The 25,477-nt window shown below is 43.1% G+C and carries 15 protein-coding genes and 1 tRNA gene; 9 read left to right on the top strand and 7 right to left on the bottom strand.

What is annotated here, in order from left to right; genetic code table 11:
* Nucleotides 1-51: 51 nt before the first annotated feature.
* From AAEZ00_RS17750 to AAEZ00_RS17735, 4 genes are all read right to left on the bottom strand, one after another.
* Nucleotides 52-4,560, bottom strand: a complete 4,509-nt coding sequence (locus tag AAEZ00_RS17750; protein ID WP_502959335.1) for an EAL domain-containing protein — start codon at nucleotides 4,558-4,560, stop codon at nucleotides 52-54.
* 220 nt (nucleotides 4,561-4,780) lie between these two features.
* Nucleotides 4,781-5,704 carry a 1-acylglycerol-3-phosphate O-acyltransferase, YihG family gene (gene yihG, locus AAEZ00_RS17745; RefSeq protein ID WP_101033019.1) on the bottom strand — a complete coding sequence of 308 codons (924 nt, stop codon included), beginning with the start codon at nucleotides 5,702-5,704 and terminating at the stop codon, nucleotides 4,781-4,783.
* A gap of 6 nt (nucleotides 5,705-5,710) precedes the next feature.
* Complete coding sequence (gene yihG / locus AAEZ00_RS17740; protein ID WP_101033018.1) at nucleotides 5,711-6,607, bottom strand: 1-acylglycerol-3-phosphate O-acyltransferase, YihG family; 897 nt, start codon at nucleotides 6,605-6,607, stop codon at nucleotides 5,711-5,713.
* Between the two features lie 79 nt (nucleotides 6,608-6,686).
* Entirely contained in the window at nucleotides 6,687-8,210 is a 1,524-nt protein-coding gene (locus AAEZ00_RS17735) for a YifB family Mg chelatase-like AAA ATPase (RefSeq protein WP_101033017.1), read from the bottom strand.
* Between the two features lie 366 nt (nucleotides 8,211-8,576).
* On the opposite strand from AAEZ00_RS17735, the gene paeA reads away from it, so the two are divergent.
* Nucleotides 8,577-9,884 (top strand): polyamine export protein PaeA, encoded by a 1,308-nt coding sequence (gene paeA / locus AAEZ00_RS17730; protein WP_101033016.1) that lies wholly within the window; start codon nucleotides 8,577-8,579, stop codon nucleotides 9,882-9,884.
* Nucleotides 9,885-9,903: 19 nt separating this feature from the next.
* On the opposite strand, the gene ilvY is transcribed toward paeA, so the two are convergent.
* Entirely contained in the window at nucleotides 9,904-10,776 is an 873-nt protein-coding gene (gene ilvY, locus AAEZ00_RS17725) for an HTH-type transcriptional activator IlvY (protein WP_101033015.1), read from the bottom strand.
* Nucleotides 10,777-10,973: 197 nt separating this feature from the next.
* On the opposite strand from ilvY, the gene ilvC reads away from it, so the two are divergent.
* The 6 genes from ilvC to AAEZ00_RS17695 all read left to right on the top strand — a co-directional run bounded on the left by ilvC (nucleotide 10,974) and on the right by AAEZ00_RS17695 (nucleotide 19,912).
* Complete coding sequence (gene ilvC / locus AAEZ00_RS17720) at nucleotides 10,974-12,455, top strand: ketol-acid reductoisomerase (protein WP_101033014.1); 1,482 nt, start codon at nucleotides 10,974-10,976, stop codon at nucleotides 12,453-12,455.
* A gap of 600 nt (nucleotides 12,456-13,055) precedes the next feature.
* Nucleotides 13,056-14,741 (top strand): acetolactate synthase 2 catalytic subunit, encoded by a 1,686-nt coding sequence (gene ilvG, locus AAEZ00_RS17715; protein ID WP_351078805.1) that lies wholly within the window; start codon nucleotides 13,056-13,058, stop codon nucleotides 14,739-14,741.
* Nucleotides 14,738-14,995, top strand: coding sequence for an acetolactate synthase 2 small subunit (ilvM, locus tag AAEZ00_RS17710; protein ID WP_101033012.1), 258 nt, complete (start codon nucleotides 14,738-14,740; stop codon nucleotides 14,993-14,995). Before ilvG ends, ilvM begins: the two co-directional genes overlap by 4 nt.
* A gap of 111 nt (nucleotides 14,996-15,106) precedes the next feature.
* Nucleotides 15,107-16,966 carry a dihydroxy-acid dehydratase gene (gene ilvD / locus AAEZ00_RS17705; protein WP_124013236.1) on the top strand — a complete coding sequence of 620 codons (1,860 nt, stop codon included), beginning with the start codon at nucleotides 15,107-15,109 and terminating at the stop codon, nucleotides 16,964-16,966.
* 1 nt (nucleotide 16,967) lies between these two features.
* Entirely contained in the window at nucleotides 16,968-18,542 is a 1,575-nt protein-coding gene (gene ilvA / locus AAEZ00_RS17700; RefSeq protein ID WP_101033010.1) for a threonine ammonia-lyase, biosynthetic, read from the top strand.
* A 233-nt stretch (nucleotides 18,543-18,775) separates the two neighbouring features.
* Entirely contained in the window at nucleotides 18,776-19,912 is a 1,137-nt protein-coding gene (locus AAEZ00_RS17695; RefSeq protein WP_351078800.1) for a pyridoxal-phosphate-dependent aminotransferase family protein, read from the top strand.
* A gap of 72 nt (nucleotides 19,913-19,984) precedes the next feature.
* Here the strand turns inward: AAEZ00_RS17695 and ubiK are convergent, their stop codons facing one another.
* On the bottom strand, nucleotides 19,985-20,233 hold the full coding sequence (gene ubiK / locus AAEZ00_RS17690; protein WP_101033008.1) for a ubiquinone biosynthesis accessory factor UbiK: 249 nt from the start codon (nucleotides 20,231-20,233) through the stop codon (nucleotides 19,985-19,987).
* A 142-nt stretch (nucleotides 20,234-20,375) separates the two neighbouring features.
* Between ubiK and rep the strand changes: the two genes are divergently transcribed.
* Nucleotides 20,376-22,394 (top strand): DNA helicase Rep, encoded by a 2,019-nt coding sequence (gene rep, locus AAEZ00_RS17685; RefSeq protein ID WP_101033007.1) that lies wholly within the window; start codon nucleotides 20,376-20,378, stop codon nucleotides 22,392-22,394.
* 18 nt (nucleotides 22,395-22,412) lie between these two features.
* Here rep and AAEZ00_RS17680 read toward each other — a convergent pair whose 3' ends face one another.
* Nucleotides 22,413-25,040 (bottom strand): sensor domain-containing phosphodiesterase, encoded by a 2,628-nt coding sequence (locus AAEZ00_RS17680; RefSeq protein WP_351089294.1) that lies wholly within the window; start codon nucleotides 25,038-25,040, stop codon nucleotides 22,413-22,415.
* 239 nt (nucleotides 25,041-25,279) lie between these two features.
* Here AAEZ00_RS17680 and AAEZ00_RS17675 point away from each other — a divergent pair.
* Nucleotides 25,280-25,356: transfer RNA gene (locus tag AAEZ00_RS17675), tRNA-Arg, on the top strand.
* The last annotated feature ends 121 nt before the right edge of the window (nucleotides 25,357-25,477 follow it).

Raw genomic sequence — 25,477 nt, 5'->3', positions numbered from 1 at the left:
TCTATCGGTAGCACTTTAATAAAAGCTCCTAAATGGAGCTTTTATTTTGTCTTAAAAATGACTAATGGCAGCTTTGTCTTTGGTTAATAATACCAGGCAATCAACAGCGTTCAATGGCTTGCTGAGCAAGAAGCCTTGCACTTGATCACAGCCTCCTTCACGTAAGAAATTTAATTGTGCTTGGGTTTCAACCCCTTCAGCCACAACCTTAAGTTCTAAACTATGAGCCAAGGTAATAATGGCGCTAGTGATTGCTGCATCGTCAGGATCTTCAGTTATATCTCGCACAAATTCTTGATCAATTTTCAAGGTATCAATTGGGAAGCGTTTCAAATAGCTTAAGCTTGAGTATCCAGTGCCAAAGTCATCTACTGCGATGGTTAACCCCAAGGCTTTGAGTTGTGACAGCACAGTGACTGATTCTTGTGGGTTACCCATAATCATTGATTCAGTTAATTCTAGCTCTAGGGCACTTGCCGGTAGCCCAGATACTGCTAATGCGACCTCTATCATCGAGATAATATCGACTTTTAACTGTCTGGCAGAAAGGTTAACGGCAACAGAGATATGCTCAAAGCCTTGTTGGTGCCATAGTGCCAGCTGACTACAGGCTTGGTTAATCGCCCAGTGACCAATCTGATTAATGATGCCGGTTTCTTCCGCAAGTGGGATAAACTCAACCGGTGAAATCAAGCCAAGTTCTGGGCTTTCCCAACGCATTAAGGCTTCAAGGCCGATAATTTTTTCGGTTTTTATATCGTATTTAGGTTGATAAACTAAATATAGCTCATTGTTTTGCATGGCATTTTTAAGGCCAGCTTCTAGTTCGACGTAGCGTGTCGCATATTGGTTTAATTGTTTGGTATAGAATTGGAAGTTATTTCTGCCCAGTGATTTAGCGTGATACATGGCGGTATCAGCGTATTTTATCAACGAGGTCGTATCTTCTGCATCTTCAGGATACAAACTGATACCAATTGACGGTGAGATAGTCAGAATTTTATCGTCAAGCAAATAAGGGCTTTGGAATGCATTTAACACTTTTTCAGCAATAATAGTAGCGGCTTTCGTTTTTGCTACCCCTTCTAAAATAATGGTAAATTCATCACCGCCTAAACGTGCAACGGTATCGCCATCTCGTACCGCATTTTGTAGGCGATGGGCGACGGCTTTAAGCAGTAAATCACCAATGTGGTGTCCCATTGAGTCATTGATATGTTTAAATCGGTCAAGATCTAAAAATAACAATGCCACAATACTATTTGAACGATGTGCTTTAGTGACCGCTTGATTGAGCCTGTCTTGGAATAGCGTACGATTAGGCAATCCAGTCAGTGGATCGAAGTTAGCCAGTACCCGTAAATCTTCTTCCGCTTTTTTACGTGCGGTAATATCGGTGAATACGGCCACAAAATGACTTGTCTCACCTTTGTTATTAATAACTTGGTTTATTTCCAACCATGCAAGGATACCGCGACGGTCGCGAGTTCGAATGTGTATTTCGCCGGCCCAATGCTTGTGTCTTAAGAGCTGGGCTTCAACTGAGTTATAAAACTCGCGAGACTGCTTACCCATGGTTAAAAATAAGAAATGCTTGCCGACTACATCACGGTGTTTAAAGCCGGTAATGCGGCTAAAAGCTGGATTAACGGAACGTATTTGGTAGTCAAGTTCGCCGACGACAACCGCTTCATTCATGCTAAACAAGACTTGTGACGATAGTTTTAACTCGTTTTCGGTCAGCTTACGGCTAGTAATATCTTTATGAGTGCCCGCCATTCGCACTGGGATATTATTTTTATCTCGTTCAACAATTTGACCTCGGTCTAGTACCCAGGCCCACTCTCCAGGTTTGGTTTCTACGCGGTACTCGGCTTCAAAAAACTCACTGTCACCATTTAGATGATCGTTAAGCAGTTTTTGCACTCGAGGCCTGTCTTCTGGATCAATATTTTTAATCAATAATTGATCTTCTAACGATAAATTCATCGGCTCAATTATGTTGGTTCGGTAAACTTTGCCCTCTTTGATATTCCAGTCCCACATGCCATCGCCCGAAGCCCAAAGCGCCAGTTTTAGGCGCTCTTCAGAGGCGCGAATACTGCTGTCAAACTCACGTTGTTTAGCCAACTTTTTCTGTTTTGCAGCAAAAAACCAAATAATAAATAATAACCCAGCGGTCACATACAGTGCATAAGCCGCGTGAGTCATATAAATCGGTGGCACCACTGACACATCCACATTGAGGGTGTATTGACTGTATTTATTAGTCCCTAATGCATGGCGAACCATTAATCGGTACTCACCTGGTGGTAAGTTGGTATAGGTGATTTCGTTCCCATGGGATAGTTCACGCCAATCGATATCATAACCGTCTAAAAAGTAGCTAAAACGGCTTAATTCAGGGTAACTAAAATTAAGCGATCCGACTTCAAAGCTGATGAGTTGCTTTTCATAAGGCATGGTAATGTGGGGAGCATGGCTTAAGTCGTGAATAGGGTGCTGGGTGTCTCCAATAGTGTATTTTGTCAGCGCCAGTTTGTTCTCGGCTCTCTGAATTGGAATAGTGGTAGGGTTAAAATGGTTAAGGCCTCGAATACCGCCAAACCATAAGGTGCCGTTTGCTTCTTTAAACTTGGCCGCACCATTAAACTCATTAGCTTGCAGGCCTTCGAATTTGTTATAGGAAATAAAGCTTTGATTACTAGGGGTAAAACGTGAAACGCCCGAGTTAGTACTTAGCCACAAATCGTGTTTGTCGTCTTCTAAAATAGCGTAAACCGTATTACTACTGCCATCAGCGTTGACGTCCATTCGTTGAAATTTAAACGTACCGTATTCTAGGGTTAGTTTGTCTATACCACCGTGAGTGGCCACCCAAAAGTCGCCATTTTCGGCCAGTAAAAAGTCTCTAACGCGGTTGTCACTGAGGCTATGTGGATTGTCGGGATCATGATTTAGAAAGTCGAGCTTTTGTTCTTCAGCCGAGAGCCTTACCACTCCGCCCATTGTTCCTAGCCATAAATAACCTTGGCTAAAATAGAGCTTAATGATTTGGTATTTGAACGGCGAAAAGTCAGCTTGAAAACCGAAGTTATAGGCCATCATGCGGTTAGTATACTCAGAGATAAAATACAAACCTTGCGAGCTTGCTATCCATAAACGATCTTTGTCATCAAAGGCTAAACTGCGTATCTGAGTATCGGCATGAAACTGTTCGTTTGCAGGTTTGATTTGCTGCAGGGTGTTATTCTTGTCTAGGGTAAATAGTCCCACATTGGTGGCAAACCACAGTAAACCTTGTTTATCTTGGACAATGTCATGCACTGTTAACGATAATTGTTCTACTGGTATCGCGAGTGACTGTGCAAATAACTCATTGATGTAGTGATATTGGTTATCATGAGGGGCCAAATATTTGAGCCCAGCACCATCGGTGCCTATCCACAGGCGTTGCTGCGTATCCCGAAAAATAGTGCGGATCATGTTTGCCATACCTGACGAATCGGTTTGGTCATCGTAAACGTGGCTAAAGTATTGATGGCTGAGATTAAGCTTATCGATGCCCGAATACCCCGTGCCAATCCATAGGGTACCGTTTTGGTCTAGCATTAAGCTTTGTAGGGTATTGGCACTGATGCTATTGAGTTTTTGTGGATTATGCTTATAAACTCTGCTGTGCCACTGACCATCAATAAAGTCGAGTTGGAACAGGCCTGTATTAGTTCCAATGGCAAAAATCTGATTGGCATTTATCACCACTAAGTCCGTAATCCTACGGCTGTTGCCATAATTATTATCACTAGACCATATCAGTTCTTTTTGTTGAGTATCTAAATTGTAGCGCCAAATTTGATTATCAATGGCCAGCCAAACAGAATAAATTGAACTTGACTTGATTTGATTTACTGTCTTGTTAACGGGAATATCAAGCCGAATAATGGTGTTACTATCAATGGAAAATGTGCCATGAGATTCAGTGCCGACGACAATGTACTTATCATCAACATTGGCAATACTGGTAATATTAGGGGTGATGTTATTCGCTAAACTGACGGGAATAATTTTTTCTGTTTTTAGGGAGAGTATGTACAGACCTGAACGTGTTCCTACCCATAAGGTATCGCCAATGACAGCAAGGTGGGTCACCTGAAGTTCTGTTAAACCTTGATTTTGTTTGAACTGAGTGAACTTTCCGCTAGTGAGATTGAGTCTATTGAGGCCATTATTGAAGGTGCCTACCCATAAATCCCCATCGGGCGATTGCAAGATGTCGGTGATCAAGTCTCCCGATATAGAATTACTGCTTTTTTGTTGTTTTAAGTATAAGGTAAACTCAACGCCATTATAGCCGTGCAGACCGTCTTGAGTTCCTATCCATAACATCCCCGAACTGTCCATAAACAGGCGAGTAATCGTGTTTTGATTAAGGCCTCCTTCTGTATCGAAGTGGTCAAACTTTACTTCGGTTAGACCGTTATAAGGATCATTTTTTTGTGCTGCAACAGACACCGAAAAAATCAATATTATGACCAATATTAGCCTGTGTGCTAACAGCATGAATACACGAAAATTCAAATTTCACCTATAAAAACTTCATTGATAAGGCTGCGATAAATTCTAATTATATTAACAAAAAAACGCTAAATTAAACCTTACGTATTCAGTTGTTAATTAATTTTAAGAATTGAGTTATAGATAAACTCTTTTTCCTTCTAAAACTGACAGTTTTACACGTTTAACGCAACAGAAAATCGTCATTTGTCGGTTTTTTGACGATTTAATCACTTTGATTACGTTGTTGCTGTAGGTAAGCTTTTTTTATGTCATCAATTTGCTGATCTTTATCTAGCCAAAGTCTATTTAACCAGCGCTGAAATTCGACACGGGTTTCCGGGCTTGAAAAATAGATCTGTGGGTCAACTCGCGGCACCGGGAGTACTTCAACACGCATAATCACTTTTTTGGTACGTCCATGCATGACATTAGCCAGTACTTTTTCCGATGTTTCTGGATAAACCAAAGTGATATTTAACAGGCTGGTAAACTGTTCGCCCATCGCAGATAGCGTGAAGGCAATGCCGCTGGCTTTAGGGCGTAATAAATGGCGATACGGTGAATTCTGACGCAGACGCTTCTCTTCGGTAAAGCGACTGCCTTCAACATAATTAATAATCGATGTTGGCATGTGTTTGAAACGTTCGCAGGCTTTGCGGGTCGTTTGAAGATCTTTACCTTTCAATTTTGGATTCTTTTTCAGCTTAGCCGCACTCGTTCGGTTCATAAACGGCATGTCCAGCGCCCAGCAACCTAGGCCCATTATTGGCACATAGAGCAGTTCTTTTTTTAAAAAGAATTTCAACATTGGAATGTGATTACGCAATACGTACGTTTGGGCGGCAATATCAAAGCCACTGACATGATTACTGATCAGTAAATACCAGCCGTTAGGGTCAAGTTTATCGAGCCCTTTTACATCCCATTCAATATTTGAGATTAAATATAAAATGCCGCCGTTACATGTGGCCCATGACCACATTAAACGATTCATTATTCGGGTTAATAGTCTGCGTGCAAGCAAGAACGGCAGTAATAATTTTGCCACGCCGCCAATGGTTAACAATGAGCTCCATACTAGGGTATTGATGATCAATAGCGACAAACTGATTATAAAGAGTACCGGCCCAGGTAAAAAAGTCAGCATATGTTGTTATACCTTTGGCTTTGCGTCAGTAATGAATTGTTGTAACTGTTGATCTTTTTCAACCCATAGCTGATTTAACTGTTCTTGGAATTCGATTTTAAATTCGCGGTCTTTTAGGTAATCACCCCGCATATTCTTTGGGATGTCAGTGATTTTGATATCCACTCTAACGTCAGATAGTTCGCCACAAATATATTGCCAATACGTAGGAACGATGTCTGGATAATAGATGGTCACATTAACGAGCTTATTTATGTGCTCCCCCATAGCCGATAATGCAAAAGCCATCCCGCCAGCTTTAGGCTTTAGCAGGTGTTGAAAGGCAGAGTTTTGTTTATCATGTTTAGCCACACTAAATCGTGTGCCTTCAACAAAGTTCATTATACTGACTGGCTTGGTTTTAAATTTCTCACAGGCTTTGCGAGTAATTTCAATGTCTTTGCCTTTCAATTTAGGGTTTTTTCGCAATTGTGCAGTGCTGTAACGGCGCATAAACGGAAAGTCTAATGCCCACCATGCTAGGCCGAGTACCGGCACAAAGATCAGTTCTTGTTTGAGGAAAAACTTTAAAAATGGAATGTTGCGATTAAATACTCGTTGCAAAATGAGGATGTCGACCCATGATTGATGGTTAGCAATGACCATATACCATTCTTTTTCAGAAAACGATTGATCGCCAGTGACATGAATACGCATCGGATGAAAAATGTCTTCAATGATAGTATTAGTGCTTATCCATGCTGTCGCGCAATTATCGAGAATATAACTACAGACTTTTTGAAAAATGCCAATCGGGATCAACTTTACAATACTGAACATCAAGATGGGGATTGTCCAAAAAATGGTATTAAATAAATAGCATAAGAATGCAATTGAACCTTTTATTTTCGAAAGCGGCGACATTTTTCTCTCCTATTAAACGGATGGCTATGTTACTAGGAGTCGCTGATTTGCTCAATCAATACGATAGGTTAAATTACGTTTATTGTTGATTCAATTTTGCTAGTAATCGGTCCATTGCCCGATAACCAAGGGCTTGAGCAATGTGATTGCGCTCAGTGGTAGGAGATTGCTGCAAGTCGGCAATGGTGCGTGATACGCGTTGAATACGATGAAAACTGCGAACAGATAATCCTAAGCTCACGACACTTTGTTCCAAAAAAGCCAGATCTGCTTGAGTAATCCCCCCATCTTGCTTGAGTTGCTTTGGGGTTAATTCACTGTTTAATACCCCAGAACGGCTGAGTTGTTGATCGCGCGCTTGTTTAACGCGCTTGGCTATTTCAACACTAGACTCACTGGGTTGGTGTTGTTGGGTTAAGGTGCCGGCAGGAAGCTTAGGTACGTCGACGGTTAAATCGAAGCGGTCTAAAAAAGGCCCCGATAAACGTGATAAATATCGCTGAATTTGATCGGGCGTTGAACGCGCGCGTTCAGTATCGCCACAGGGGCTTGGGTTCATGGCGGCGATGAGTTGAAACCGACTCAAAAAGGTCAATTTTGCTGCAGCGCGTGAAATTTCAACTTGGCCGGTTTCCAACGGCTCTCGCAGACAATCTAGTACCTTACGAGGAAACTCCGCTATTTCATCAAGAAATAAAACCCCGCGGTGCGCTAAGGATATTTCCCCTGGTTTGGGGTGGCTACCGCCGCCAATAAGTGCAATCGATGAGGAGGTATGATGCGGCGATCGAAAAGGGCGGTTAAGGAAGTTTTGTGGTTTGACATGTAATCCGGCGACAGAATGGATCGCCGCCACTTCAATCGCTTCGTCGTAGGTGAGCGGGGGTAATAACGGAATAATTCGATTGGCTAACATGCTTTTCCCTGTCCCTGGGGGGCCTATAAATAACATGTTATGTCCTCCGGCTGCCGCGATTTCAAGCCCTTGCTTGGCTTGATACTGGCCAATGACATCACTCATACAAAGTGATGATGATACTAGAGGCTGCTCTTCAATCCACTCGGGTAAGGTATCGAGTAACGGTAATTGTGCCTGGCCGTGTAAAAAGGCTGCCAAGTTTTGTAAGTGGGCGACAAAATAACTGTGATGATAACCAACGAGTTCTGCTTCATGACGGTTTTCGATGGGCATAAAAAAATGGTGCTGATCATTACGTGCCGCAATAATGGCAGGCAGCAATCCACAGCAAGGGCGAATTTGACCTGAAAGAGCCAATTCACCGACAAACTCACATTGGTGTAATGCTTTGGCTGGGATTTGATTTGACGCCGCGAGAATACCAACCGCAATGGGTAAATCATAGCGGCCACCTTGTTTAGGTAAATCGGCTGGGGCGAGGTTGACGGTAATGCGTCTTTGTGGAAATTCAAATCCTGCATTAATCAATGCACTTCTGACGCGCTCTTTGGCTTCTTTGACTGAGGTTTCTGGTAACCCCACTAGATTAAACGCCGGTAAACCATTGCTTAAATGTACTTCAACAGTCACTCTCGGCGCTTCTACACCGCAGCTTGCTCGGGTAAATACACAGGCTATCGCCATTAACAATTCCTTTTGTTTGAATAATATACAAATGAATGGGTTGCTACAGTCTAGCAGCGATGTGTTTTTTTGCGTGATAAAGGCTAAATAAGTCAGATAAAGTTAGCTTTGTAAGCTAGTTTAAATCACTGATGTTGAGTAGAATACCGTCGCTTTATCGTTCGCGGGGACTGATTATAAATTGGTCTGTTGTCGTGAAACGCAATAATGATATTTCACCACTGGTTATTTCTATCTGTATTGCACCGTTAGCCAGATTAATTTTAATGTTAATAAATGGCTGAGGTCTTGCATTTGTCCATTTTGCAACAAAGATATGTACATACATTCCTGATATTTTGGCTAGTACTCAGGTAAAGGTAAACTATGAGCCTCTCTGATAATTTATTGATCATCTTGTGCCTAATAGGCATAAGTTGTTTTTTTTCTATGTCTGAAATTGCACTCGCGGCATCACGAAAGATGCGCTTGCAATTAATGGCTGATGAAGGTGATTTACGTGCCGCTAAAGTGCTGAAACTGCAGGCGCATCCAGGCAGTTTTTTTACCGTAGTGCAAATTGGACTTAATGCAGTGGCTATCATGGGCGGTATCGTCGGTGAATCGGCCTTTAGACCGCATTTTGAACAACTACTGTTGCCTTTATTAGGCAATGAGTGGGGCTTGCAGCTGAGTTTTGTGTGTTCATTTGTTACCGTCACCTCGTTGTTTATTCTATTCGCTGATTTGATGCCGAAACGGATTGCAATGGTGATCCCTGAGCAAGTGGCCGTTACTTTTGTGATGCCCATTATTCTATGCATTAAAGTATTAAAACCGTTTGTGTGGATTTTTAATGGCTTGGCTAATGCTATTTTTAAATTATTACAAGTGCCTACCGCGCGTAATGACCAAGTGACCCATGATGATATCTACGCCATGATGACCGCTGGCACTGAAGCCGGTGTGATGGATAAAGGCGAGCAGCAAATGATGGAGAACGTGTTTGAAATGCAGTCTGTGTCGGTGACCTCGGCCATGACGGCGCGTGAAAGTTTAGTGTATTTTTTACTGCAAGATACCGAAGAAGACATCAAGCAAAAAATTGCTAAAAATCCGCATAACAAGTTTATCGTTTGTGATGGTCAACTGGACATGATCAAAGGATTTGTTGATGCAAAAGAGCTGCTTATCCGAGTGATTAATGGGCAAGATATAACCTTAAAAGGCAGCACGCTTGTACATAACTGTTTAATTATTCCTGATACCTTAACCTTATCTGAGTCGATGGAGTATTTTAAGAATAATCGATCTGACTTTGCGGTGGTGATGAACGAGTATGCTTTGGTTGTCGGTATTGTGACCACCAACGATCTACAAAGTGCCGTTATGGGCGCGTGGTCATTGCATGAAAGTGAAGAGCAAATTGTTGCCCGTGATGGTAATTCTTGGTTAGTGGATGGCGTGACGCCCATTACCGATGTGATGCGCGCATTTAATATTGAAGTGTTTCCACATAATCAGAATTACGAAACCATTGCCGGTTTTATGATGTATATGCTGCGTAAAATTCCCAAGCGTACTGACTTTGTCAATTACGCGGGTTATAAATTTGAGGTGGTTGATATTGATTCTTACAAAGTCGACCAACTATTGGTTACCCGTTTAGACATTGATGCACCGCCATTACCTTGAGTAATTCATATTCGCCCCATTAAATAATCTCTAAGAACGCACTAATGATCGGATCATTGGTGCGTTTTTCTTTGCAGCAACAGCCTAATTCAAAAGGGGGGATTGGGATTGGCGACGATAAGATTTGAATACGCTCTCGCACCGGACTATTGTGGATCACCGCCTCTGGGCTAATACCAACGCCACAGCCTAAGGCGACCATAGAGACAATGGCTTCTTGGCCAGAAACTTGAGCATATATGTTGGGTTTGATGCCCATTTGCTTAAACCACAAATCGATCCTTTTTCTGCCTGGACCATGGTCAGGCACGATATAGGGTAGTTTTCCCCAATCAATTTTTGCTTGGTTTACCCATTGCTGTACTTGGCATGGCATTGTGGGGGCAATAACTGATATTGGCACCTTATCAATCGGGGTAAAATGCAAGCTGGCGGGGAACGCATCAGGCAATGCAATAATGGCAATATCGGCGCGATTCTTTTGAATTTGATTGACCGCATTAGCCGGATCCCCAGTGTTGAGATTGATATCGACATGGGGATGCTCACGTCTAAATCGGTCTAGCAGCGCCGGTAAATGGCTATAAGCTGCGGTAACCGAACAATACAAATTAAGATTGCCGCGTAAAAACTGCTGACTTGGGTCGATACGGTTACGCAGTTGGGTCCATTCCGATAATGTCTGCTCAGCAAAACGCTTAAATTCTATGCCTGCGTGGGTAATGGTGACACTGCGATTGTCTCGTTCAAACAATTTGCTGCCCAGTTCCTCTTCTAAACGCTGTAAAGCGCGGCTTAATGTCGATGGGCTGACATGAGATTGCTCCGCTGTTTTGGCAAAATGCAGGCTATCGCATAAGTGTAAATATAATTTAAGAGATCGAATATCCATCACAGCACCTTATAGCACGCATTAGGTTAAGTATTAGGTTATGTATTCTATGTTGCATTAATTGCAACGTGATGTCCCGAATATATCATTTTAAGCAATCATATGCATGCGCTATAGTGACGTTAATCACAACGTTTAAGGTCGCTGACTTATAAGATGTTGTGTCCCCAATTACTAAATTTTATAGGTGGTATCAGATGGCTAACTATTTTAACTCTCTGAATTTACGTCAACAATTAGCTCAACTAGCACAATGCCGGTTTATGAACCGTACTGAATTCAGTGATGGTTGCAACTATATTAAAGATTGGAATATTGTGATTTTAGGTTGTGGTGCTCAAGGCCTTAACCAAGGTTTAAACATGCGTGACTCAGGCCTGAACATTTCTTTTGCCTTACGTCCGCAAGCAATAGCAGAAAAGCGTGCATCATGGCAAAAAGCGACCGATAACGGTTTTACCGTTGGCACCTTTGAAGAGCTTATTCCTGCAGCTGATTTAGTGTTAAACCTAACGCCAGACAAGCAACATACTAATGTTGTTAATGCGGTTATGCCATTAATGAAGCAAGGTTCTACCTTATCTTATTCACATGGTTTCAATATTGTTGAAGAAGGCATGCAAGTTCGTGCTGATATTACTGTCATCATGGTTGCGCCAAAGTGCCCTGCTACAGAAGTACGTGAAGAATATAAGCGTGGTTTTGGGGTACCGACATTGATTGCCGTGCACCCAGAAAACGACCCAAACAGTGACGGTTTAGCGATTGCTAAGGCTTATGCCAGTGCTACTGGTGGCGATCGTGCAGGCGTATTAATGTCATCGTTTATTGCTGAAGTGAAGTCTGACCTTATGGGCGAACAGACCATTTTGTGTGGCATGTTACAAACCGGTGCCATTTTAGGTTACGAGAAAATGGTGGCTGACGGTGTCGAACCGGGTTATGCCGGCAAGTTAATTCAACAAGGTTGGGAAACGGTAACCGAAGCGCTTAAGCACGGCGGTATTACCAACATGATGGATCGCTTATCAAACCCCGCTAAAATCACAGCATTTGATATGGCTGAAGAGTTAAAGGTTATCCTTAAGCCATTGTTTGAAAAACACATGGACGACATTATCAGTGGTGAGTTTTCTCGCACTATGATGGAAGATTGGGCCAATGATGATGCTAATTTATTGCGTTGGAGAGCGGATACTAACGAAACCGCGTTTGAAAATGCCCCAGTATCATCTGAGTATATCGACGAGCAAACCTATTTCGATAAAGGTATTTTCTTAGTGGCGATGATCAAAGCCGGTGTTGAATTGGCGTTTGATACCATGGTTGCCGCAGGCATTGTTGAAGAATCGGCTTATTATGAGTCGCTGCATGAAACCCCTTTGATTGCCAACACCATTGCGCGTAAACGTTTATATGAAATGAATGTGGTGATTTCAGATACAGCTGAATACGGTTGTTACTTATTTAACCATGCCGCAGTGCCTATGCTACGTGATTATGTTAACGCTATGCCATCTGAGTACTTAGGTGCCGGTCTTAAGGAACAAGCAACTGGTGTTGATAACCTTCGCTTAATCGACGTAAATGAAAAAATTCGTAATACAGAAGTTGAGTTTATCGGCGCTGAATTACGTGGTTACATGACGGATATGAAGAGTATTGTTGAAGCGAGCTAACGTATAAAGTGATGGGTGAAGTACCCGCTTAGTTGTTTGCAGCATGTTTATGTTGTCGGACAGGCATCAATCGTACGGTTCATCTTGTCAATTGGGCTGTTGGGAAAACAAATCGTTAGATTGTTGTTAAGTGACTGTTGTTAATTGATTGTTAATTGATTATTAACAAGTGATTAGTCACTTAATAACACGCTTATAGTTTTTGTGGTTGTTTGCATTGTCTCGGCAGGGAAGCTGAATTTTTTTACAAAGTAGATTTTTTAGTTGTATTGGGTAATTCTTTTATGGTACTTATTTAAGTACGCCATAAAGGTTGTGGTTAAATACCACTAAATAAATCAACAAAGATACCTAGGATACAGTCGATAATATGTTAAACCACGCAACCATACTCATTCTCGAAATTATTACCGTAGTGATTATTAAATCACCGCGGGGGTGGCGTTTTGACAACTAGACTGACCTAAGAGTCACACAGATTGCAAAAACCCCCGCTCCGAAAGGACCGGGGGTTTTTTAGTTTTAGCCCTAAGTAAAAATAAAAGACCTAAACATTCCACAGTAGAGCAGCAGATACATTGACGAAGTAGAGAGCAACATATGGAAGCAGTACAGAAAATGCGCGGCGCTGATGCAGTAATTAAAGTACTAGCAGCACATGGTGTGACAACCGTATTTGGTTATCCTGGTGGGGCGATTATGCCAATCTACGATGCCCTTTATGGCGGTCCGGTAGAGCACTTGCTTAGCCGTCATGAGCAAGGCGCCGCGTTTGCTGCGGTGGGGTATGCTCGTGCGAGTGGTAAAACAGGAGTGTGCTTTGCTACATCCGGTCCTGGCGCCACTAACTTAGTCACCTCACTCGCCGATGCTCTGCTTGACTCTGTTCCGCTAGTGGCCATAACCGGTCAAGTCTCTAGCAGTGTGATTGGTACTGACGCATTCCAAGAAATTGATGTATTAGGCATGTCGTTGTCGTGCACTAAACACAGTTTTATGGTCACCGACATCAATGAGCTTATTCCTACCTTATATCGCGCATTTGAAATCGCCGCAGCAGGACGTCCTGGTCCGGTGTTAGTTGATATTCCAAAAGACATCCAACTGGCTTCATTAGAATACAAAACACCGCTTCAAAGCGTTACCGATGAATTACAACCCCAAGTCAGTGAATTAGACGCTGCAGCAGCGTTAATTAAGCAGGCTAAAAAACCTATGCTGTATGTCGGTGGTGGTGTTGGAATGGCTGGCGCGGTTGCGCATTTACGTCAGTTTATCGCCGCCACAGGCGTCCCCTCGGTGGCGACCTTAAAAGGCTTGGGCAGCATTGCACATGGTACTAAAGGTTATTTAGGCATGTTGGGCATGCATGGTGGCAAAGGCGCAAACCTTGCAGTGCAAGAATGCGATTTATTAATGGTAGTAGGTGCACGCTTTGATGACCGTGTTACCGGTCGCCTTGCCAGTTTTGCCAGTAATGCCAAAGTATTGCATTTAGACATCGATGCTGCCGAAATCGGCAAGTTACGCCAAGCTGACGTAGCGATTGCAGCCGAGTTGAGCTTGGTGTTACCCGCATTAACGGCCGCAGTGACTGGCCAGCTTGATATTGGTCAGTGGCAAGCAGATGTTGAGGCGTTATCTCTTAAGCACCAATGGGATTACCAACATCCGGGTGAGTTAATTTATGCCCCAGCGATGTTACGTCGTTTAGCCAATAAATTACCTGAAGACAGTGTGGTCGCCTGCGATGTGGGTCAACATCAAATGTGGGTGGCGCAGCACATGTGGTTTCGTCGCCCTGAAGATCACTTATCAAGTGCAGGCTTAGGCACCATGGGTTTTGGCTTACCCGCCGCGATTGGCGCTCAAGTTGCGCGACCCGATGCGACTGTGGTCACGGTCTCTGGTGACGGCTCGTTTATGATGAACGTTCAAGAATTAACCACAATCAAACGCCGTAAGTTGCCGGTAAAAATCCTACTGATGGATAATCAAAAACTCGGTATGGTTAAACAGTGGCAACAACTGTTTTTTGAAGAGCGCTACAGTGAAACAGACTTATCTGATAATCCTAATTTTGTCCTTATGGCATCAGCATTTGATATACCAGGTCGAACGATAACGCGTGCCGATCAAGTCGAGCAAGGATTAGAAGATATGTTAAACAGTAGTGGTCCTTACATGCTGCATGTGTCGATTGATGATGCCTTTAACGTGTGGCCTTTAGTACCACCGGGTGCGAGTAATAGTGAAATGATGGATCAAATGGAGAAGCAAACATGATGCATGCATTAGAAATAACCGTTCAACATTGCCCTGAAGTGCTTGAACGCCTACTACGTGTTACTCGCCATCGTGGGTTTACAGTCACCCAAATGCAAGTGCGTATCAATGACGATGCCAGCATGGCAGTAGACTTATGGGTTGAGGCCGAACGTGCCATTGAACTGCTGAGTACCCAGTTAGACAAATTAATCGACGTGACTCATTGTAAGGTGTTATCTGCGATACCGTTAAACAAGGTCGCCAACGGCTAGCGCTTACGATTGAGCCAAGCACGATTTAGTTAGATACTATTTAGTTAGAGATTATTTAGTCGTTATTGGAAAAACCGCTAACGAGCACTGTAGTAAACAAGGATATTTGTAATGCCCAAATTACGTTCAGCAACCAGTACCGAAGGCCGCAACATGGCAGGCGCCCGCGCACTATGGCGTGCCACTGGAGTGAAAGAAAATGATTTTGGTAAGCCCATTATCGCGATTGCCAATTCGTTCACTCAGTTTGTGCCTGGCCATGTGCATTTAAAGAACATGGGGTCATTAGTTGCCGGCGCCATTGAAGAAGCGGGCGGTATTGCCAAAGAGTTCAACACCATTGCCGTAGATGATGGTATCGCTATGGGTCACGGTGGCATGTTGTACAGTCTACCGTCACGTGAGTTAATTGCCGATAGCGTCGAATACATGGTCAATGCCCATTGTGCTGATGCATTAGTGTGTATTTCTAACTGCGATAAAATTACTCCTGGCATGTTAATGGCGGCGTTGCGGTTAAACATCCCGGTAGTCTTTGTGTCGGGCGGTCCAATGGAAGCGGGTAAAACTAAGTTATCTGATCAAATTATTAAGCTTGATTTAGTTGATGCGATGGTAGCGGGAGCCGATACCAATGTCAGCGATGAAGACAGTAAGCAAATTGAGCGCAGTGCATGCCCTACTTGTGGTTCGTGCTCGGGAATGTTTACCGCCAATTCAATGAACTGTTTGACTGAAGCTCTGGGATTGTCGTTACCAGGTAACGGCTCTATGCTGGCAACTCATGAAGATCGTCGTGAATTATTTTTAGAAGCCGGTCGCCGTGTAATGAAGTTGGCTGAGCGTTATTACAAGCATGACGATGAAACAGCATTGCCGCGCAATATAGCCTCATTTAAATCGTTTGAAAATGCCATGGTATTAGACGTTGCTATGGGCGGGTCATCTAATACTGTGTTGCATTTAGTGGCCGCGGCGCAAGAAGCCGAAATTGACTTTACCATGGCGGATATTGACCGCATATCGCGCTTAGTGCCTCATTTATGTAAGGTTGCGCCATCAACGCCTCAATATCATATGGAAGATGTCCACCGTGCTGGTGGGGTGATGGGTATTTTAGGTGAGTTAGACCGCGCGGGTTTATTGCATAACGATGTGCCGCATGTGGCCGCTGATGATGGCGGCGATTTAAAATCAGTGTTAGCCAAGTACGACATTAAACAGACTAGTGACCCTGACATTATTCGCTTTTTTAGTGCTGGCCCGGCAGGTATTCCAACCACTAAAGCATTTAGTCAAAATTGTCGCTGGGACAGTGTCGATGATGATCGCGAACATGGCTGTATTCGTTCGCGTGAGTTTGCGTTTAGTCAAGAAGGTGGCCTAGCCGTATTGTCAGGTAACGTTGCCGTTGATGGTTGTATTGTGAAAACAGCAGGGGTGGATGAGTCTAATTTAACCTTTGTTGGCAATGCCCGTGTGTATGAAAGCCAAGATGATGCAGTAGCCGGCATTTTAGGCGGCGAAGTGATTGAAGGTGATGTGGTGGTGATCCGCTACGAAGGCCCAAAAGGCGGCCCAGGTATGCAGGAAATGCTCTATCCAACAACTTATTTGAAATCGCGTGGTTTAGGCGCTAAATGTGCATTAATCACCGATGGTCGTTTTTCCGGTGGCACCTCAGGTTTATCAATTGGCCATGTATCACCAGAAGCGGCGTCAGGTGGCACTATTGCGTTAATTGAAAATGGCGATCAAATTGCCATCGATATTCCTCAGCGTAGTATTCAACTTAATGTCCGTGATGAAGAGATTACTCGTCGCCGCAATGCTATGGATGCCAAAGGTCCGTTAGGTTGGAAACCGGTTTCTCGCGAGCGTTATGTTTCATTAGCACTTAAAGCCTATGCATTACTGGCGACCAGTGCTGATAAAGGTGCTGTTCGTGATCGTTCTAAGCTGGAGGGGTAATATGTTGGCTTTAGCGTCTCAAACTCAATTAGATTTAGCCCATTATTATTTGCAGAAAATTTTACTGTCGTCTGTTTATGATGTCGCTAAAGTGACGCCACTGTCGAGCATGAATAAATTGTCTGCTCGCTTTGGTTGTCAGGTGTATTTAAAGCGTGAAGATATGCAACCCGTGCATTCGTTTAAGATCCGCGGTGCCTACAATCGTATCGCAGCGTTAACTCAAGATGAATGTGATAAAGGCGTGGTGTGTGCGTCTGCGGGTAACCACGCTCAAGGTGTGGCGATGTCTGCCGCCTGCCGCGGTATTAATGCCGTTATTGTGATGCCAAGTACTACGCCTGATATTAAAATTGATGCAGTGAAACGCTTAGGTGGCAATGTAGTGCTACATGGGCAAGCGTTTGATCAAGCCAATGAGTATGCTAAAAATCTGTCGGCAACAGAAGGGCGTGTTTATATCGCCCCGTTTGATGATGAAGCGGTGATTGCTGGTCAAGGCACCATTGCCCAAGAAATGGTACAACAACAACGGGATATTGAAATCGTGTTTGTGCCTGTTGGCGGTGGTGGATTAATCGCCGGTATTGCGGCCTATTATAAAGCGGTGATGCCACAAGTGAGGATCATTGGGGTTGAACCAGAAGATGCGGCGTGCTTAAAGGCGGCATTAGAAGCCGATGAACCGGTAACATTGGCTCAAGTGGGGTTATTTGCTGATGGCGTTGCGGTTAAACGCATTGGTACTGAGCCATTTCGCTTAGCGCGTGAATACGTTGATGAGGTGGTTACCGTTACTTCCGATGAAATTTGCGCGGCGGTAAAAGATATTTTTGAAGATACTCGTGCAATAGCTGAACCCGCCGGAGCCTTGTCGATTGCGGGGCTTAAAAAATACATGGCGCAACAAGGCGATGCGGTTGATGCACCGAAAAAAGTGGCGGCTATCTTGAGTGGCGCAAACGTCAATTTTCATAGCTTACGTTATGTGTCTGAACGCTGCGAATTAGCTGAGCAAAAAGAAGCGGTGTTAGCGGTGAAAATCCCTGAAAAGCCAGGCAGTTTTTTACGCTTTTGTCAGTTACTCGATAAACGGGTGATGACCGAGTTTAACTATCGCTTTAGTAGCCGTGACATTGCAGTGGTGTTTGCCGGCATTCGTCTTACGGGGGGCCAAGCAGAGCTAAGCGAGATTATCGCTAAACTTGAATTGGAAGGATTTGAAGTTCAAGATTTATCTCAAGATGAAACCGCTAAACTGCATGTGCGTTATATGGTCGGTGGTCATCCACTTGAACCGCTAGAAGAGCGCTTGTTTAGCTTTGAGTTCCCTGAACATCCTGGGGCATTGTTGAAGTTTTTAACCACCTTACAGAGCAAGTGGAATATCAGTTTATTTCATTATCGTAACCATGGCGCAGCCTTTGGCCGAGTGTTAGCCGGCTTTGAAGTACCGGAGAAAGACGGTGTGGCGTTTGCCCAGTTTTTAACAGACTTAGGTTTCGTTTATCAAGAAGAAACCCACAGTCCGGCATATCAGTTATTTTTGAATAGCGCTAAGCGAAGCGGTAATTGATGTTAAAATACCCTCCAGAGGTGATTTAGTGCCTCAATGTGGTATTGTCAGTGCGCCTAAAACGAAAAAATATTCGTGGCTGTGTTCCAAATCGCCAATATACGATGCCGTCGCGGCATCATGTCATTGGGGTTGCTTTATATGTAGGGTAAATTTTTCCATATGCTAGTAATACTAATCGTATTAATGTAATTAGTATTTAGCGTATTCGACCTCATTTTAAGGAGACATTGATGTTACCCGTGCCAACAATTCCAGCTTTTATGCCACCGTGCCGAATTCTAATGGGCCCAGGCCCATCTGATGTGTATCCCGAAGTGCTTGCGGCCCAATCACGACCGACTATCGGTCACCTTGACCCACTTTTTGTCGGCATGATGGATGAATTAAAAAGCTTAATTCAATATGCTTTTCAAACCAAAAACGAAATGACCTTAGCGGTATCGGCGCCAGGCAGTGCGGGTATGGAAACTTGCTTTGTTAACTTAGTTGAGCCTGGCGAAAAGGTGATTGTGTGCCGCAATGGGGTGTTTGGTGAACGTATGCGCCAAAACGTTGAGCGCGTTGGCGGTATAGCCGTTGTGGTCGACAATGAATGGGGTGAACCAGTATGCCCAGATAAAGTTGAAACCGCACTTGTGGCGCATCCCGATGCCAAATTTTTAGCCTTTGTGCATGCTGAAACATCAACCGGGGCATTATCGGATGCCAAAACCTTGTGTACCTTGGCGCAATTGCATGACTGTATCAGCATTGTCGATGCGGTGACGTCACTTGGTGGTGTTGAATTGCTAGTGGATGAGTGGGGCATTGATGCGATTTATTCTGGCAGCCAAAAATGCTTATCTTGTGTACCCGGTTTATCACCAGTGTCATTTTCTCCTAAAGCGGTGGCGAAACTAAAAGCCCGTACTACCCAAGTGCAAAGTTGGTTCTTAGATCAAACTTTAGTCATGGGTTATTGGGGTAATAGTGCTGGCGCTAAGCGCAGTTATCATCACACCGCTCCAGTGAATGCCTTATACGCGCTCCACGAGTCTTTACGTTTGCTTGCCAATGAAGGGCTTGAAAATGCGTGGGCAAGACACCGTAAAATGCACCTATTATTACGTGATGGACTAACCCAACTTGGTTTTAAATTTGTGGTTGAAGAGTCGTCACGTTTACCTCAACTCAATACTGTATATATTCCAGAGGGTGTTGATGACGCTGCAGTGCGTAAGCATTTATTGGAAGAATATAATTTAGAAATTGGCGCAGGTTTAGGGGCATTAGCGGGTAAAGCATGGCGTATCGGCTTAATGGGCTTTAGTGCTCGTCGTGAAAACGTCGCCCTTTGCTTACGTGCATTAGAAGAGTCGCTAAAATAAAACATCAGTTTTGCGTAATCATAAAAATGACGCTTTATAGCGTCATTTTTTATGCCTGTTAGAAATTAGTCGTTAGTCAGCTAACTTTTTTTCTAACTCATTCACTTGTGCTTGTAATGCTTCAAGCTTTTCACGGGTTTTAAGTAACACGTGCTGCTGCACTTCAAACTCTTCACGGGAAACAACATCCAATTTCATCAGTTGGTTTTGAAGTATTTGTTTACTGCGTTCTTCAAATTCCCCAGCAAATTGCTTTACGCCGTTAGGTAGATTGTCACTAAGCTGTTTAGCGAGCTCTTCTATTTTCTTTGGATTAATCATAATTATTCCCTACTGATATATTGATTCAATTGTAACCGAGGTCGGCGATTTTCCAAAACCTAACTGTGATTTTCGTTAACCGTCGCGAGGTGATTCTGCTATGATCCGTCTTCGTTTAAGGTTAAGTAAGGTGTAATGATTAATGAAACTCAATCCAGGGCAAAATGAAGCCGTACATTATGTATCGGGTCCATGCTTAGTGCTCGCGGGCGCGGGGAGTGGTAAAACACGGGTGATCATTAATAAAATTGCTTACTTAGTCGAAAAATGTGGCTATAAAGCCCGCAATATTGCCGCCGTCACCTTTACCAATAAAGCCGCTCGTGAAATGAAAGAGCGTGTGGCTCAGTCTATGGGTCGAAAAGATGCCCGTGGATTATGGATCTCAACCTTTCACACCTTAGGACTCGAAATTATTAAGCGCGAGCATAAAGTGCTTGGGCTTAAGGCCGGTTTTTCTTTGTTTGATGACCAAGATACCTTCGCCTTATTAAAAGAACTGACTGAAGATGAATTAGATGAAGATAAAGACCTAATCAAATCTTTGGCATCAGCGATATCAAATTGGAAGGGGGGATTAGTGATCCCTCAGCAAGCGAAAAATATGGCAAAAGATGAGCAAAGCCAGTTATTTGCCATGTTGTACCAACGGTATGCTCAGCATATGAAATCTTATAATGCGCTCGATTTTGATGATCTGATCTTAATTCCAACGTTATTGTTGCGTATGAATGAAGAAGTGCGCACTCGTTGGCAGACTAAAATTCAATATTTGCTGGTGGATGAATATCAAGATACCAATACCAGCCAATATGAATTAGTGAAACTCTTGGTGGGTGAACGCTCACGTTTTACTGTGGTGGGCGATGATGATCAGTCTATTTATTCTTGGCGCGGCGCGAAACCACAAAATTTAGTGTTGTTAGGGACCGACTATCCAAGGCTTAAACTGATTAAATTAGAGCAAAACTATCGTTCCAGCCAACGTATTTTACGTGCCGCCAATATTTTGATTGCCAATAACCCTCATGTGTACGACAAGGCGTTATTTAGTGAGTTAGCTTATGGTGAACCGATAAGAATATTAATTGCCGCTAACGAAGAACAAGAAGCTGAACGAGTGGTGGCGGAGATTATTCGGCATAAGTTTGTTGGGCGGACCAAGTTTGGTGATTACGCCATTTTATACCGAGGTAATCATCAGTCTCGTTTACTTGAACGGGCACTCATTACCAACCGTATTCCTTATAAGATTAGTGGTGGTAAATCCTTTTTTTCTCGTGCAGAAATTAAAGATATTATGGGGTATTTGCGTTTAGTGGTGAACCCTGATGATGATAATGCCTTTTTGCGGGTGGTTAACTTACCCAAGCGTGGTATCGGTCCTGCGACACTGGAGCGTTTAGGTCATTTTGCCAATCAAAAACATATCTCGTTATTTGAAGCGATTTTTGATGTTGAGCTCAACCATCATCTAGCGCCTGCGGCGGTTAACTCTTTGTATCAGTTTGGAACGTTTATTGTTGATACTGGAGAGGTTGCAACACGTGGCGAGCCTGTTGAGGCGATTAAACAATTGATCCGTAAAATAAATTACGAAGATTACCTATACGAGACCAGTACCAGTGCCAAAGCGGCTGAAATGCGCATGAAGAACATTTCTGAATTGTATCGTTGGGTTACCGAAATGCTCGAAGGTGATGAGTTAGATGAACCGATGACGTTGCCCGAAGTGGTCACTCGATTAACGCTGCGCGATATGATGGAACGTAACAGTGAGGATGAAGGTGGCGATCAAGTTCAGTTAATGACCTTACATGCCTCTAAAGGACTGGAATATCCTTTTGTATTTATGGTGGGAGTTGAAGAAAGGATCTTGCCACATCAATCGAGTATTGATGAGGAAAATGTCGATGAAGAACGTCGACTGGCTTATGTGGGGATAACCCGTGCACAACGTGAATTATGGTTTGTGATATGCCGTGAGCGACGTCAATTTGGTGAAACGATTCGTTGCGAACCCAGTCGTTTTTTACTTGAGTTACCGCAAGATGACCTCATTTGGGAAAACCGCAAACCGGTGCAAACTGAACAACAACGGGTGGAAACCGGCAAAAGTCATATTGCCAATTTACGCGACATGTTTAAAAAAGAGTCATGAACCCGTTTGGCTTATTGATCATGCACAAGATATATAGGGCTTTTTTTCACAAAATAACTTACTTAATGCACGACCTTGTCCGCGGACATAACCCAAGGCTAAAAATTGTCTAACCTGTTGCTGGGTGTCTACGGTAGTAGCATACATATCAAACTGAAGGGTTGCAGCGGTGAGTTGGTAAGCCCTGACTAACTGTAATTGTTTATCATTAAGTAAGTGTTTACTAATGTCTTCATCCAATTTCAATGCTTGAATGGGTAAAAAGCTGAGACAACTTAGAGAGCTGTAACCTGTACCATAGCCATCAATGCCAATTAGCACGCCTAACTGTGAGATGATCTCAAAACCGTTAATATGATTTTCAGTGTCTTGAACTAAGGCTTTTTCGTTGAAAAACAACATTAACTTACTTAAATCGATATTGCTGTTTTTGATAGTGTTTTTAAGGTTGCGTAATACAAATTTATTTTTAATGTGTTGGCTGCAAATCGATAAATGAAAATGAACATCGGCACCATATTGTTGTTTGAGCGACTGAAACTGATCGTTTAAATGGGCAAACATATAACCATCTAAATTAAGCGTTAGTTGATATTGTACCGCTAAGTGTTTCATTTTTACGTGTTCAATGATGCCCTGTTCTGGGTGATGCCACTCAACTTGTGGTTCGATAGCAATAATTTCACCTGTGGTAAAGTCGACCACTTCAACGTAGCGTATCTGAAACTCTTGCTGGTCGAGAGCCTTCTTAAAATCAATTTCTAATGCATGTTGTTGCTGAGATTGAGCGCTGAGCTTGTCATCAAAAATGACGAAACAGCCTTTGCCATTGGCTTTAGCTTGATACATAGCGGCGTCAGCATCACGCAGCAGCGATTCACTGGTAACCAATTTATTACGCCCGCTAAATGCAACCCCGATACTGGCACCAGAAATAAATTCTTGTTTGGCTAGCTGATAGGGCATTGATAATGTCTGTAAAATACGCTCGCAGACTTCGACAGCGTCTTCAGTAGCATTAATTGAGTCAAGCAAGATGACAAATTCATCTCCCCCCATTCGTGCCAGAGTATCGTTGTCGCGAATACATGACTTTATGCGTTGCGCAGTTTCAATTAAAAATCGATCGCCTTCTAAGTGACCAAAAGAATCATTGATCACTTTAAATCTATCAAGATCGATAAATAACAATGCAAACTGATCTAAGCCATGACGGCGCAAGTGTTTTAATGCTTGTGACAATCGCTCCATTAAATAGCTGCGATTAGGTAAACCCGTCAGCCCATCATGTTGCGCGTCGTGCAGCAGTTGATCTTCAATTTTGCGGCGCTGATTTATCTCTTGTTGAAGATTATTGTTGAGTTCAGCGAGTGCTTGAGTGCGTTTAACCACTTTATCCTCTAACTGCTCATGGCTATTTTTCAGCGACTCAGTCGCCAATTTACGCTCAATAGCATTGGCCATGTGTTGGGAAACAAATGTCAGTAGCTCTAAATCTTTCAATTGATAAATATGGTCGTCATCTAAGCTATAAATGGTTAACGCGCCCGCGATATCACCATTAATGATCAATGGAATACCTATCCATTGATGCATTCTATTGGTTTTGTTTAATTCTGGTGATTTTGCATAGATTTCACCTCTATCGACCATTTGGGCAATATCTTTGGCGGATAACAACTGAGGTAACTTATGATCAAGAATGTACTCGGTCAATCCATCCTGCATTGGGCGAGATGCGGGATATTCGGCTGCCATTTGTGACACGTAAAACGGGAACGACAACGTATTATTATCGTTAATCAGTGAGATAAAGCAATTATGTGCAGGGATTAACTGGCTAATAATATTATGAAGACGAGGGTAAAAATCTTGTTGCAGCACATTTGATGCAGACAGGTCGGCTATTTCAAATAGCGTTCGTTGAAGTTTTTCTGCTTTTACCCTTTCTTTAACTTCGATTTTAACCTTTTCATAAGCTTGGCTGAGTTCCTTGGTCCGTTCAACAATGGCTTGTTCAAGTTGTTGATGATGTTGAAGTCGCTCCATGACGCCGGAAATATGGTGACATATAAAACCCATTAGTTCTAATTCAAGTTCACCATAGGTATTGGCTTCGTTATAACTTTGTACTACGAGTACGCCACTGACAACATCTTGGTTTTTGATGGGTACGCCGAGCCATTGATGGCACGGCGATCCAAGGCTTTTAATGTCGCCACTGGCGATTAATTGATTAAACTTATTATCGTCACATAATAAAGGTTCACCATTACGAAGCACATAACCCGTTAGGCCACTATTAAGCAACGCTGATATTTCTTGGTCTGGATAGAGCTCTGTGGGGTGAGAATCTTGTTGGTCGGCAAAAAAAGGTAAACTGGTCAATCCCGTTTTGGGATCTTGCGATGCAATAAAAAAGTTTTCTGCAGGAATAAGTTGTTGTAAATTTAAATGCACCCGTTGGTAAAAATCATCAAGTGATGCTACTTGCGTCGCAATATTGGAAATACCAAGGAGGGCATTTTGGATAATTTCGGAACGTTTATATTTTTTAGCCAGACCTCTCAAGCGAGCAATCCTTTTTTGTAGGTGCTCAACACTTGAGGATGTTTTTGTGTGACTTATATCCGTATCCGTATCCATATTCCTTGCTCTATCCTATTAAAATATTTGGAAAAATATTGTTGAACAGTCATTATTATTACCATAAATTCAATTGTTATCCAAGCGAAATAAATGTGAGCACAATGTTAATAACTATCGCAAATGAGTAAATAGTCACCCAAAATGAGTCAAAAGTTAATCAGTCAGTTAAAAAATGCAAATCAGGGCTAGACGCGGCGGTGTTTTATCCATATTATATGCCTCGCTAACCAAGGCGAGCGCCCATAGCTCAGCTGGATAGAGCGTACCCCTCCGGAGGGTAAGGCCGAAGGTTCGAATCCTTCTGGGCGCACCATTCGGCATGTAGTGGTTCTTTCGTATTGGTTAGTAGAATTGATATCAGTGGTGATTGTAGCTCAGTTGGTAGAGTCCCGGATTGTGATTCCGGTTGTCGTGGGTTCGAGCCCCATCAGTCA

The sequence above is a fragment of the Shewanella sp. S1-49-MNA-CIBAN-0167 genome (genome assembly GCF_040310145.1).
Taxonomy (GTDB): Bacteria; Pseudomonadota; Gammaproteobacteria; order Enterobacterales; family Shewanellaceae; genus Shewanella; species Shewanella psychromarinicola.
The sequence above is the reverse complement of the archived record's forward strand: the minus strand, read 5'-3'. Positions and strand labels throughout refer to the sequence as shown.